This is a genomic window from Zobellia alginiliquefaciens (assembly GCF_029323795.1).
GTDB classification, from domain to species: domain Bacteria; phylum Bacteroidota; class Bacteroidia; order Flavobacteriales; family Flavobacteriaceae; genus Zobellia; species Zobellia alginiliquefaciens.
In genome coordinates this window covers 3,332,891-3,345,965 of record NZ_CP119758.1, presented here as the reverse complement: position 1 = coordinate 3,345,965, position 13,075 = coordinate 3,332,891, and the positions used below count along the sequence as shown (strand labels likewise).

The following is a 13,075-nucleotide window of genomic DNA, read 5'->3' as shown; positions in this document are numbered from 1 at the left end:
TCGTTTTTGTTTTAGTATCCTGTTGTGAAACAGGGTAGGTTAATATTACAGTACAAACTTACCGCTGTTTTTCCCCTCTCACTACTCCACAATTCGCCAATAAATGTGCTATTTTACCATCGCTCATATACTAAAATGGCCTTTAGGGTAAGATTGAATATATTTTGGTTAATTTTGCAAAGAAATCAAGAAATAGCTTGTTTAATTTTGTACTATGAGTAAACCCCCACTAATAAATCAGAAGCCCGCTTTTGAGTCTATAGAACCAAGTTTTGGGCATTCTTATACGTATCAAAGATTTGATGCGAGTAAGAACAATAAGAATACGGTCTGGCATTATCATCCGGAAATAGAACTAGTTCACGTTAATGGTGGATCGGGGAAAAGACAGATTGGTAGTCATGTGTCATACTACTCTAAAGGAGACCTTATATTAATAGGTAGTAATTTACCGCATTGTGGACTCACCAATGAACTTACCGGTAATGAAAGTGAGACTGTTATTCAAATGAAGTTGGATTTCTTAGGAAATGATTTTTTTAATATTCCAGAGATGAAAAAAATCCAATCCCTTTTTGAAATGGCCAAAGGTGGTATTGCCTTCTCTGGTAAGACCAAAAGAAAGATAGGTGAGAAAATGCAGATACTGGAATACCAGACGCATTTTCAACGTTTACTTTCCATATTGAACATCTTAAACGAATTGGGTAGCTCCAAAGAGTTTAAAATTCTCAATGCCGAAGGATTCTCTATGGAAACCGAAGTAAAGGACAACGACCGTATTAACGTAGTCTTTAATCACGTTAAAAACAATTTTAAAGAAGAGATTACTTTAGATGAGATAAGTAATATGGTTAGTATGACCGTTCCTTCTTTCTGTCGTTACTTTAAAAAGATTACCAATAAGACTTTTGTTCAGTTTGTAAACGAGTATCGCTTGGTACATGCATCTAAGCTTTTGGCAGAACAACCATTAAGTATAACGGAGGTTTGTTTTGAAAGCGGATTCAACAACTTTTCTCACTTTAATAAACAGTTCAAGAACTTTACAGGACAAAACCCTTCTGAATATAGAAACGAATTGAAAACGGTTCTTAAATAATGAACGGTCTGTTCTCAGATGAAATACATTTAAATTTACCTGATAGTGATATCATCTATTATCCCAATTTTATGGATCAGGAAGAGGCTGATGGTTATTTTAATGTACTGCGAAAAGAAACTCCCTGGCAACAAGATGATATTACCGTATTCGGTAAAACCTATGCGCAACCTAGACTTACGGCATTATATGGAAATAACGGAAAGCCCTACTCCTACTCTAACCTTATTATGAAGCCATATGCATTTACGGCTGAATTGTTAGGGGTTAAAAAAAAGGTGGAGAAAATAACGAATTTAACATTTACCACCTGCCTCCTCAACCTCTATAGGAATGGGCAGGACAGCAACGGTTGGCATGCAGATAATGAGAAAGAGTTGGGAGAAAATCCAATTATTGCTTCGGTAACTCTGGGACAAGAACGCTTCTTTCACCTAAAACATAGAGAAAACAAAAGCCTAAAAAAGAAGATTCTATTGAAGCACGGTAGTCTTTTAATCATGAAAGGTTCTACACAAAAACATTGGTTACATCAAATTCCAAAGACCGCAAAAGATGTTGACGAGCGTATTAACCTAACTTTTAGAATAGTGATATAAAAAAATCGGCCATTAAAAATGACCGATTTTTTTTTGCCCTTTACTTATGAGAAGGCTACTGTCTTTAACCGCTGGGCTCCGACTAATTTCCTCGCTACCATCTACTTAAATATAACGCTAGATGATACCTATTTATGTATATTCTCGTTGAATTTCTTATTTTTTAGTCCTATTGAATCATTTGTTTTATTCGGTCTTTTGTAATTTTACATAGCTATGAAAAAGAATTTTACAGAAAGAGAATTAGACCGAATAATAGAAATGGCTTGGGAAGACCGCACCCCTTTTGATGCAATTACTTTTCAATTTGGCATATCAGAACAGGAAACAATTGATATAATGCGTTATACCCTAAAACCAAGCAGTTTTTAGAATGTGGCGAAAAAGGGTTCAAGGTAGGAGCTCCAAACACTCAAAATTAAACACTACCAATGACCACCGGTTTAAAAGTACCAGACAGCGTACTATTTCTATGAACAAAATATCAAAACGTTAATAAGGGCCATTAGAAAAGTTCGTTCAAGACCTTTGCCAAGCGTAGGCCACCTTTTTGCAATTGCGTTTCTACGGTACCCCACCAATTATAACTATAGCGATAATATAACTTCTCACCCATCTCTACGGAGTCATACAACTTGTTTGCAATTTCCTGAGACTCTTCAACCCAATCATAAATATCCCCCTCCTGAATAGCTTCCACCTGTTCCGTTGAAACTTCCGGTAAGTTAGATGCCAGTTCGGTATAGCTCATTCCGTAATCATCGATCATATTGGAGTCCCACACCCTATGTAAATTTGTTCCTTGATTGAACCATTGTAACTGAATATCGTTCCCTCCTTTATCCTCAAAGCGGCCAACGTGCATAGGCTGATGCAGGTCTCCTATTAAATGAACCAGCATTTTAAGGTAGAAAACCTTGTCTTCTTTTTTACTGTTTTCATCTTTAATGATTTCTATACATTTATTTATACCAATAATAAGGTCTCCATGCTCACTAGGCTCAATATCAGCATAATCCTTGCCTTCAGGAATATTCACATAATGCCACGCACTGAATTCTTTATAGGCCCTGTCGGCTTTTATCTCATCTGCAAACGTAGATACATGGGCAAGGCTCTCTCCGTTCAAAAGTTTTTTTAGAGCCTTCTTTGCTTTTTTAGAAAGATGGTGTTGCGCAACTTCGCCCACTGTTCGGTGTCCAGTTTTAGACCATTCACCATCATTTGCGTTAGAAAGCGTTGTTATTAAGAACAGAAAGAATACTATTTTACGCATGAAATAAATTTAGCGGTAAAAGTAAAAAAATGAAGTTTAATCTATTGTTAAGAAACTCAAGGGTTTCGATTTTTAATTTGATATTGCACCCATAAAATTTATCAGTTTGATTTTAAAAAAAATAAAGTCTCCATTTTTAAGATATGCCGTTTTAGCACTTCTTACATTAGTTGCGTTCTTCTTTGTATTTATTATTAGTATTTACTGGGGTGCCTGGGGCAAAATACCGGGTAAAGAAGAGTTATCCGACTTCCAATACCAAAGGGCATCAGAAGTATATACGGCCGATAGTGTGCTTATTGGTAAATTTTATTTGTACGATAGGCAACCCATTCCTTTTGAAGCTATTCCCAAACATGTGCTGAATGCATTGGTGGCCATTGAAGACGAACGTTTTTATGACCACAAAGGTATTGACTACCAAAGTTTGGGTCGTGTAGCCGTAAAGACCGTACTGATGCAAGACCAGTCAGCAGGTGGCGGTAGTACCTTAACACAACAGCTTGCTAAAAATTTATATCCCCGAAGGGATAGAAAAAGGGCCAACATTGTGGTCGATAAAGTTAAGGAGATGTTCATTGCTTCACGATTGGAAGAAATCTATACGAAAGATGAAATCCTTGCCCACTACTTGAATACCGTTTCTTTTGGTGATAATACTTTTGGGATTGAAAGTGCCTCTCTCAAATTTTTCAATAAGAAAACAAACGAATTAACCGTTGAGGAAGCTGCTGTTTTAGTGGGTATGTTGAAGGCTACCTATGGTTACAACCCTCGGATATTTCCAGAAAGAAGTCTTACTCGAAGAAATCTGGTGTTGCTCTCAATGGCGAACAATGACTACATTTCCGCAGAACAAAAAGATAGCCTAACTGATATCCCAACAAAACTGGACTATCGTGAATTTGATAACAATGCCGGGTTAGCACCTTACTTTCGGGAAGAAGTTAGAAAGCAATTGCTAAGATGGAATGAAAAGCAGAAAGAGGAAGGCAACGAGTACAACATTTATACTTCCGGCTTAAAAGTTTACACTACGCTAGATTACAACATGCAGTTTTGGGCGGAAGAGGCTATGCGAGACCATATGAAATCGTTACAAAGTAGCTTTGAAAAAAGTTACGGCAAGAATGCGCCATGGAAAACGAACAAAAAGCTGATTGAAAAAGTGGTTAAAAATTCAGAGGTCTATAGGAAACTCAAAAAACAAGGTCTGGAACATCCACAAATTATGGATTCCCTCAGCATTAAAAAGCAATTGGTCCTGACCGATTGGGATGGTGAGAAAACCATTAAGGGAAGCTCTATAGACAGTATTACCCATTACATGAAATTCCTGAATACAGGTTCTTTAGGTATCGACCCAAAAACAGGAGCCGTAAAAACGTGGATCGGTGGCGTAGATTTTGAACACTTTAAATACGACCACGTTGCTCAGAGCAAGCGTCAAGTAGGTTCTACTTTTAAACCGATTGTATACACAGCAGCACTCGAAACTGGAATATTGCCTTGCACTTATTTTTCTGCGGAAGAGGTAGAGTATAAAAACCTAAAAGGATGGTCGCCCAGTAATTCGGGGGATAAAGACGAGACGTACCTCAACTATTCAATGAAACAAGCGTTGAGCCATTCTGTAAATACCGTTGCCGTTAAGGTTATGGAAGAAGCTGGAATCAACAATGTTATTACCGTAGCAAAAAACATGGGTATATTCTCCAAACTACCGGCAGAACCTTCTTTGGCTTTGGGTACGGGTGAGATTTACTTGAACGAACTTGCCGGGGCATATGCTAGCTATGTCAATGACGGAAGGGCCGTTCTTCCATATCTCATAGAGAAAGTTACGGATAGAAAAGACTCCCTTTTAACCAAATTTGAACCTAAAAGGGCTGCAGAAAAGGCTTTTTCTGAAGAGACAAGACAAATTATGGTAGAAATGATGAAAGGTACTATTGACGAAGGCACCGCTTCAAGAATTCGTTCTTCATATAAATTGAATAATGACATTGCCGGAAAAACGGGAACTACACAAAACAACAAAGATGCATGGTTTGTGGCCATTACACCAAAATTACTGCACGTTACCTGGGTAGGATTGGACCATCATGAAATCGGTTTCCGAAGTACCAGTTTAGGACAAGGAGCAAATGCCGCCCTTCCTATTTTTGCCAAATGGATGCAAGAAATGAACAAACATCCATCTTATAACGAGATTACAAAGGCAAAGTTCAAACGCCCTAATCCCGCCACTTTGGAAATGCTAGACTGTGAACCTATTAAACGCGACGGCTTTTTTAAACGTTTGTTTAAAAACCCTGACAAGAAAAAGACTAAAGAGTTTAGAAAGAGAAATTAAAAATTTAAAACCAAACCATTGACATACAAAATACTCTGTTCAGATTTAGATGGGACTTTATTGACCTCCAAAAGTGATATTTCCGAACTAACTATATCCGAAATAAAACGCATAAAATCAGAGGTGAAAATTATTCTGGTTTCCGCGCGTATGCCCACTGCCATGACCTATATTCAAGAAGACCTTGGTATTAAAAACCAACCTATTATCTGTTACAACGGTGCTTTGGTTCTTGATGGCGATAAGGAAATTTCTTCAGTACATATTGGTACAGAACTCCTTGATGAGATATATCATTTAGCCGAAATCAATGATACTAAACTCGGTTTATACTACAATAATGAATGGTATGTAGAAGAAGATTCCGAACGGGTTCAAAAAGAAATCAAGTACACCAAAACTACACCTGTTTTTAGACCCACATCGGATACGCTTACCGATTGGGCAACCCGCGAAATTGGAGCTCACAAAATAATGCTCATGAGCACCAAAGACAGTGCAGATACCCTCTATCCTATTCTGGAAGAAAAATTTGGCGAACATCTCAACTTATATCGGTCAAATGATACTTTAATTGAAATCGCTCCAAAATCGGTTTCTAAACTATCGGCTATAGAATCGTTGCTGCAAGAAGGTGAATCCCTTAAAGATATCATCTCATTTGGTGATAACTATAATGATATTATAATGTTAGAAAGTAGCGGTTGTGGTGTGGCCGTTGGCAATGCCAGAGAAGAAGTAAAAGCTGTTGCCAATGCCGTTACCCTACCCAATACGGAGAATGGGGTTGCTCACTATATTAAAAAGCATTTGGTAATTTGATTATATTTGGAGAAAAGCATCCAAAAAGCATATGACCGAATCATTGTTACCCGCTCCGCTAATAACCGATGACACCGTTGTTTTTGGGTTATTAGCGCTCTGCCTTGGCTTTATTTTTTATGGCTCATCCAAAAAAACAGGGTTTTGGAGTAAATTCTACGGTATAGTTCCGGGAGTACTTATGTGTTATCTTTTACCCGGCATATTGGCCTCTACAGGCATCGTAGCCGAAAAATGGGAAACCGTAAACGAGGCGGGCGAAGTCATTACGCATACCTCCAGTCTATATTATGTAGCTAGCAGATATTTACTCCCCGCAGCTCTAGTTCTTATGACGTTGAGCATTGATTTAAAAGCTATAATGAACTTGGGTTCAAAAGCGCTTATTATGTTCTTAACGGGTAGCGCAGGCATCATTATTGGCGGTCCTATTGCTATTTTAATCGTTTCTATATTTTCTCCCGATACGGTGGGCGGCAATGATTTTGATGCTATTTGGAGAGGGCTTGCCACCATTGCCGGTAGTTGGATCGGTGGCGGTGCAAACCAAGCTGCCATGTACGAGATTTTCCAATATACGCCTGAAAAATATGGCGCTATGGTCTTGGTAGACATTGTGGTCGCCAATATTTGGATGGCAATTATTCTTCTTGGCGTGGGACGTACCAAACAAATAGATAAATGGTTAAAAGCTGATACCTCGGCTATTGAAACCCTAAAAGTAAAGGTGACCGCTTTTGCCGAAAAAATAACCCGTGTCCCCACTTTAAAAGATTATATGATGATGCTCTGCTTTGCTTTTACAGCCACAGGTATTGCGCATTTCTTCGGTAATCATATGAGTACCGTACTGACCAATTCATTTGAAAGTGTAAGCGATCAGAAAAGCTTTTTGTCTTTCTTAGGCTCTAGTTTCTTTTGGATGGTGGTGATTGCCACAGCTGCCGGTATAGCCTTATCCTTTACCAAAGCAAAAAATTATGAAGGTGCCGGAGCCAGTAAAATTGGTGGTATGTTCATTTACCTTTTGGTTGCGACCATAGGTATGAAAATGGATCTCGGAAAAGTTTTGGAAAATCCCGGTTTGATTGCTATTGGCTTTATATGGATTTCGATTCATGCGGGGTTACTGATTCTCGTGGCCAAACTCATTAAAGCTCCCTTTTTCTTCTTAGCTGTAGGTAGTCAAGCGAATGTAGGTGGGGCTGCTTCTGCTCCAGTTGTTGCTGCTGAGTTTCACCCATCATTGACTTCTGTAGGCGTGCTTTTGGCTGTTTTTGGCTATGTAGTAGGTACTGGTGGAGCGTTGTTGTGTGCGTATTTAATGGAAGTGGCTTCGGCTTTGTGAGTTGAATCAAAACGTATTTACGTAGACTCAATCCCAACTCAACTTACTTCGCTCTTCCCAATACTTTCTAGAATCCACTTTTTCTTTCGAAAGTTGAGCCAATTCATCTTCGCTTAAAGTAAAGTAATTCGCTTTTAAATTTTGCTCCAATTGTTTTATATCAGCTGCGCCACTGAGCACAAAATCGGGTTGTAAAGCATCCATAACATACCGTAAAGCTATGGCATCTACACCTACTTCATATCTTTCTGCTAACGACTGCAGTTTGGCATACAAAGATTGATAATGAGGATATTTTTCATTTTCAAAAACCCGACCGTTGGCCATGGCTTCCTTTATAATCAGTTTTTTACCTTGAGCTTTTACATCTTGTAAAACGGATAGTGTAGCTTGTTCAAGCATATTGAAGGTAACCTGAAAACTATCAAAAACCACCTCGCCATTTATCCGGATTTGCAAAGCATTTTCTATGACCTCATTTTGGTTGGATCCACTTGTAGAAATACCAATTTTGAGTCCGGTCGTTCTTTTTATTTCCAACAACTTTTCTAAAACGGGTTTGTTTTGAAGCACGCCACTCTCAAAAGTTGCGGAATGAACCTGATAATATTCTAAAGCAGGAAGCAAGTATTGTGACACCTCCCACTGTTCCGTAAGCTTCGCTAGTGAGTGTTCCTTTACTTCGTGAGCGCCTTCGTATCCCAATTGCCAGTCGGCTACATAGGTATACCCCCACTTTGTACCCAGAACTACATCCGTATAATTACGGCTATCGTTCCAGTCTTTTAAAAAGGCTTCTCCTTTCCCATAAGAGGGTGCTGTATCAAAATAACGTACTCCTTTTTCGTATGCGTCATCTAGCACTTTGAAAGCATTTGTACGAAAGGCAACTTCCGATTTATCCCTCCCAGAACTATCTATATTTATGTACTCGGGGCGGCCTAAAGCGGCCATGCCCAAACCTATTTCGGTTTTGGATTTCTTCTCTGTCATAATTACTGGTTTATGAACTGCAGGACAACATAGAACAACCTACTTTGTTACGAGCCCAATCGGGACGTTTGGCAAACCACTTCTGATGTTGGGGTTGTTCGTCATAGGGCTTTTTCAAAAGATTGAATAATTCATCAATTAGAGTATAATCCCCTTCATCTGCAGCATCAATCGCCAATTGCGCCATATAGTTACGCAATACGTATTTTGGGTTTACGGCATTCATTTTTTCCTTTCGTTCAGCATCAGTAAGACTTTCTTTACTCAAACGAGCTTGATAGGTATCAAACCAAATCAACCATTTATCCAATACTTCACCTTTAACCTCTTCAGGAATATAGAACGCATCTTCAACCACTTTTACATAAGAGTCCGCATTCTCAACTTCTTTTTTAAAATCGGCTAGATTTCTAAAGAATAGGGTCATATCGGTTTCTGTCAGTTGTAAATTTTCTTCTAAATCATCTAACAACTTTTGGTCATTTACATCCTCAGAAAACAGTCCGATTTTAGACTTCATCATCTCCCGGTACTTCTCCTCAAACTTCGTTTTAAAACCTTCCAGAACATTTTCTAATGGTTCCGCTTCCTCAACCAATGGATATATAGCATTGGCAAGTTGAAATAAGTTCCATAAACCGATGTTTGGTTGATTTCCGTATCGGTACCTACTATGCTGACGGTCAGTTGTATTTGGTGTCCATCCATGGTCATAGCCTTCCAACCAGCCGTAAGGGCCATAATCTATTGTTAGGCCAAGAATAGAAAGGTTGTCCGTGTTCATCACACCGTGTACAAAACCTACGCGCTGCCAATGCACCAACATTTCTAAAGTAGCATCTGCCACTGCCTGAAAAAACTGAACATACGTTTCTTTAGATGGTTCGCCCAGCTCCGGAAAAAAATGTTTGATCGTATAATCTACCAGCGTTCGCATAGTTTTAATGTCTTCCCGAGCAGCAAAAATTTGATAATTCCCAAAACGGAGAAAAGAGGGCGCAACGCGACAAACAATGGCGCCTTTTTCATACGCAGCATTACCATTATACAGCACATCGCGAAGCACTTGATCTCCGGACAATGCCAATGAAAGGGCTCGTGTTGTTGGCACACCCAAATGAAACATAGCCTCGCTACATAAATATTCCCGAATGGATGAACGTAAAACCGCGAGTCCGTCCGCTGTTCTAGAGTACGGTGTTTCTCCGGCTCCTTTTAACTGCAAAGCCCAATGTTTACCATTGTGTTCTATTTCGGTAAGATTAATAGCCCTACCATCTCCTAATTGCCCCGCCCAATTGCCAAATTGGTGTCCACCATAACACATGGCATAAGGAGTGGTTCCTTCTAAAACTTTATTACCAGTAAAGATTTTTAGAAATTCCTCGCTCTGAACGTCCTCTTCGGAAAGGCCTAATTCTTTTGCCATTTCCGGAGATACATGAACCATACTTGGGTTGGCGGTCTGCTTTGGTGCGGCATAGGAAAAACAAGCTTTTACTACCTGTCTCCTACTATTCTCCAAAATTGGGTCCGCTGGTAATTCTTTATTAAAAGTCTCTTGTATATTGAATTTCATCTGTTTCTCATTTTTCATTTTCTCGCCCTCAACAAACAGCTAAAAAAGTCTACTTCTTAAATGTTGCCACCTTGTTTCCCTGCCCTACCAAAACCAGATCCGTAGAGGACAGAAAAAGACCTGTTTCGACGACTCCAGGAATTTGAATAAGAAGCGTATTTAATTCTTTTAAATCATCCTTTTGAAAAATATCAACGTCAAGAATGTAATTGTTCTCATCCGTTTTATACACCTCATCGTTTTTCATTCGCAACTTAGGCTGCAAATCCAAATGTTCCAACTCCGCAATAATGGTCTGGGTTGCAAAGGGAATAGTTTCTATGGGAAGTTTAAATTTTCCTAAACGTTCTACTTCCTTACCCGAGTCTGCTATAATTATATTGAACCTTGAGTTATGTGCCAATATTTTCTCCCGAAGCAATGCTCCTCCTCCACCTTTTATTAACTGTAGCTGTGGGTCGAATTCATCCGCTCCATCAATGTTGATATCCATGGTTCCCGCCTCATCCAACGAAAGCAAGGAAATGCCTGCTTGTTTTGCCAATCTGGCCGTGGCATCTGATGAAGGTACACCCTTCATAATCAATCCGCCTGCTACCCTCTTACCAAGTTCGGCAATCATGAAGGCCGCAGTAGATCCTGAGCCTAAACCTACCAGCATGCCGTTCTTTACATAATCTGCGGAGGCGATTGCTGCAATCCACTTTTCATTTTCAACATTCATATACTAACTTTTATTAAAGTTCAATAACCGAAAAGATATTGAATTATTTGCAGAATAACAGCTCTTGTTAGTCGTAAACTGAGCTATTTTCTTTCTTATTTCTACTACAAAAATACGGTACACTTTGTGAACTGCTTCTCAATTTTGAAAATAGCTTCTAAAGGAAACCAAAAAAAATATGGATATTTGCCCCACCAAAAACTAAACATGAAAAACATAATTCTTTTAAGCGCTATTTCTCTTCTGTTGCTTTCTTGTGGAGGTGATAGCAAAAACACTATGACCGTTACCGGAAATGTAAAGGGACTCAAGAAAGGAACACTATACCTTCAACATGTACCGGATTCCGTTTTAACCACTATAGATTCCTTGCAGATAGAAGGTGATGGTAATTTTAGTTTTACTACAGAACTTGAAAGTCCAGAGATCTTTTATCTCTACCTCAACAAAAAAGATGCTAATGATGTGAACGACCGTATCACTTTTTTTGGTGAGCCTGGAACTATTACCATTAACACCTCTTGGAACACATTTGATACCAATGCTAAAATAACCGGTTCTGAAAGTCAGGAAAGACTGGAGGATTACCGAAAAACAATGTCCCGGTTCAATATGAAAACCTTAGAAATTATTCAAATGGCTAATGATCCGGATAATGTATTGGATTCTTTACAACTGGATTCAGTTCAAAGATTAAGTGATCGCAATATCCAAAGAGGCTACGCTTTTTCCCTGAACTACGCATTAAACAACAAGAACTCATATATAGCGCCGTATATAGCGCTTAACGAAGTACCTGATGCGAATGTAAAATATCTGGATTCTATTTATAATGTACTCTCGCCAGAGGTATCCGAATCTAAATACGGCAAACAATTGAAATCGTATTTAGAACGTATTAAAAAGTAAAAAAGCCCGCAAATGCGGGCTTTTTCATTAGTTCTAAAAAGGCTTAAGCCAATTTGTTCACCTTTTCAACTAGACCTGTAGCCTTAGTTTCCAATTCTTGACGAACTGCTGTTAGGTGTTTCTTTCTATTATCAACACCTCTTTGGTTTACTTTCCGAATTAAGTCATCAAAAGTTTCAATAGCTTCATCAATAACTTTTGCTCCTTCTTTAGACTCTTGGTTCTCATTTGCAGCCTCTACAATGTATACCGCTTCAATGATGTCTCCCAAGACATTATTAATGTCTTTCTTTAATTCTTTTACACTTGCCATTATCAATAAATTTTACGCAAAAATACGCTATTTATAATCAATTTGAACAGAAAATATATGAAGTGAAACGCTAAAAAGGCGTTAAATAGTCACCTCTAAAAGTTTTGCTCCCGTTGTTGTTATTTTTATAGAGTTGGTTTGAGCGGGCAAGAGTGTAGTTTCCCCTTTTTGAATTTGTACCGAACCACTTTCATTTGCAATGGTTGCCGAACCACCCACGCACATAAAAATGGTGAACGAATCACGCTCCGTAACATCTTGGGTTAACTCCGAGTCCAAGTCTAAAAAATCGGTTTTAAAATATGGGCAATCTACCATATCGTTCACCTTGTTCTTATCATTGTTATACTTTACCTTAAAATCATCTTTCTTGGTATAGTCAATTGCATCTAAAGCCTGTTCTGTATGCAACTCTCTAAGGTTTCCGTTTTTATCCTTTCTGTTGAAATCAAAGACACGATACGTAACATCTGATGTTTGCTGAATTTCCGCTAAAAGAACACCCGCACCAATAGCATGAATTTTCCCGGTATTAATAAAAAAGGTATCCCCTTCTTTCACTTTCTCGTAGTTTAAAAGGTCTAGAAGCGTATCGTCTTTAATACTTTTGGCATATTCCTCTTTACTAACATCTTTGTTGAAACCCACTATTAGGCTAGCATCATTATCTGCATCCATAACATACCACATTTCTGTTTTTCCAAAAGAATTATGGCGTTTTTTGGCCAGTTCATCATTAGGATGCAACTGAATGGAAAGGTCTTGCTTGGCGTCAATAAACTTAATTAGGATTGGAAAATCCGTTCCAAAACGTTCGTAAACACTTTTCCCCAATACATTTTCCGGGTCTTTTTCTATTAGGTCTTGTAGAGAAGTTCCTGCTAGTTCTCCATTGGCAACTACAGAAATATCTCCTGGAACCGTAGAAAGCTCCCAACTTTCTCCTGTAATATCATTTTCAATTGGTTTACCCAAAACATCTTTGAGTTTAGTTCCGCCCCAAAGGCGCTCTTTTAAAATAGGGTTGAATTTTAAGGGGTGCATAGCGTTACAG

At 38.7% G+C, this 13,075-nt stretch carries 12 protein-coding genes and 1 pseudogene; 7 read left to right on the top strand and 6 right to left on the bottom strand.

Annotated elements, in window-relative coordinates:
- Positions 1 to 214 precede the first annotated feature (214 nt).
- The 3 genes and pseudogenes from P0077_RS13975 to P0077_RS13965 all read left to right on the top strand — a co-directional run bounded on the left by P0077_RS13975 (position 215) and on the right by P0077_RS13965 (position 2,197).
- A complete protein-coding gene (locus P0077_RS13975; protein ID WP_276165832.1) occupies positions 215 to 1,102 on the top strand; it encodes an AraC family transcriptional regulator in 888 nt (295 codons plus the stop codon).
- The gene (locus P0077_RS13970) at positions 1,102 to 1,701 is read left to right on the top strand and encodes an alpha-ketoglutarate-dependent dioxygenase AlkB family protein (RefSeq protein ID WP_276165831.1); all 600 of its coding nucleotides are present in this window, start codon (positions 1,102 to 1,104) and stop codon (positions 1,699 to 1,701) included. The genes P0077_RS13975 and P0077_RS13970 overlap by 1 nt, the downstream gene beginning before the upstream one ends.
- Before the next feature lie 216 nt (positions 1,702 to 1,917).
- A pseudogene (locus P0077_RS13965) lies at positions 1,918 to 2,197 on the top strand (TIGR03643 family protein).
- A gap of 9 nt (positions 2,198 to 2,206) precedes the next feature.
- On the opposite strand, the gene P0077_RS13960 reads toward P0077_RS13965, so the two are convergent.
- Complete coding sequence (locus P0077_RS13960) at positions 2,207 to 2,977, bottom strand: S1/P1 nuclease (RefSeq protein ID WP_276165830.1); 771 nt, start codon at positions 2,975 to 2,977, stop codon at positions 2,207 to 2,209.
- Between the two features lie 106 nt (positions 2,978 to 3,083).
- Here P0077_RS13960 and P0077_RS13955 point away from each other — a divergent pair, with 106 nt between their 5' ends.
- From P0077_RS13955 to P0077_RS13945, 3 genes are read left to right on the top strand one after another with little or no spacing between them, the layout of a single operon-like run.
- Positions 3,084 to 5,333, top strand: coding sequence for a penicillin-binding protein 1A (locus P0077_RS13955; RefSeq protein WP_276165829.1), 2,250 nt, complete (start codon positions 3,084 to 3,086; stop codon positions 5,331 to 5,333).
- 18 nt (positions 5,334 to 5,351) lie between these two features.
- Positions 5,352 to 6,155, top strand: coding sequence for a Cof-type HAD-IIB family hydrolase (locus tag P0077_RS13950; RefSeq protein WP_276165828.1), 804 nt, complete (start codon positions 5,352 to 5,354; stop codon positions 6,153 to 6,155).
- A gap of 31 nt (positions 6,156 to 6,186) precedes the next feature.
- A complete protein-coding gene (locus P0077_RS13945; RefSeq protein ID WP_276165827.1) occupies positions 6,187 to 7,503 on the top strand; it encodes a DUF819 family protein in 1,317 nt (438 codons plus the stop codon).
- 27 nt (positions 7,504 to 7,530) lie between these two features.
- On the opposite strand, the gene P0077_RS13940 is transcribed toward P0077_RS13945, so the two are convergent.
- From P0077_RS13940 to rpiA, 3 genes are read right to left on the bottom strand one after another with little or no spacing between them, the layout of a single operon-like run.
- A complete protein-coding gene (locus P0077_RS13940) occupies positions 7,531 to 8,496 on the bottom strand; it encodes an aldo/keto reductase (RefSeq protein ID WP_276165826.1) in 966 nt (321 codons plus the stop codon).
- Between the two features lie 10 nt (positions 8,497 to 8,506).
- Positions 8,507 to 10,075 carry a protein adenylyltransferase SelO gene (locus P0077_RS13935; RefSeq protein WP_276165825.1) on the bottom strand — a complete coding sequence of 523 codons (1,569 nt, stop codon included), beginning with the start codon at positions 10,073 to 10,075 and terminating at the stop codon, positions 8,507 to 8,509.
- A gap of 49 nt (positions 10,076 to 10,124) precedes the next feature.
- A complete protein-coding gene (gene rpiA, locus P0077_RS13930) occupies positions 10,125 to 10,799 on the bottom strand; it encodes a ribose-5-phosphate isomerase RpiA (protein WP_276165824.1) in 675 nt (224 codons plus the stop codon).
- A gap of 207 nt (positions 10,800 to 11,006) precedes the next feature.
- Here rpiA and P0077_RS13925 point away from each other — a divergent pair, with 207 nt between their 5' ends.
- Positions 11,007 to 11,708, top strand: coding sequence for a DUF4369 domain-containing protein (locus P0077_RS13925; RefSeq protein WP_276165823.1), 702 nt, complete (start codon positions 11,007 to 11,009; stop codon positions 11,706 to 11,708).
- Positions 11,709 to 11,751: 43 nt separating this feature from the next.
- Here P0077_RS13925 and P0077_RS13920 read toward each other — a convergent pair whose 3' ends face one another.
- Together P0077_RS13920 and P0077_RS13915 are read right to left on the bottom strand one after the other, a co-directional pair.
- Positions 11,752 to 12,021, bottom strand: a complete 270-nt coding sequence (locus P0077_RS13920) for a hypothetical protein (RefSeq protein WP_276165822.1) — start codon at positions 12,019 to 12,021, stop codon at positions 11,752 to 11,754.
- Positions 12,022 to 12,102: 81 nt separating this feature from the next.
- Positions 12,103 to 13,065: a type I phosphomannose isomerase catalytic subunit gene (locus tag P0077_RS13915; protein WP_276165821.1), complete on the bottom strand. Its 963-nt coding sequence runs from the start codon at positions 13,063 to 13,065 to the stop codon at positions 12,103 to 12,105.
- Between the last annotated feature and the right edge of the window lie 10 nt (positions 13,066 to 13,075).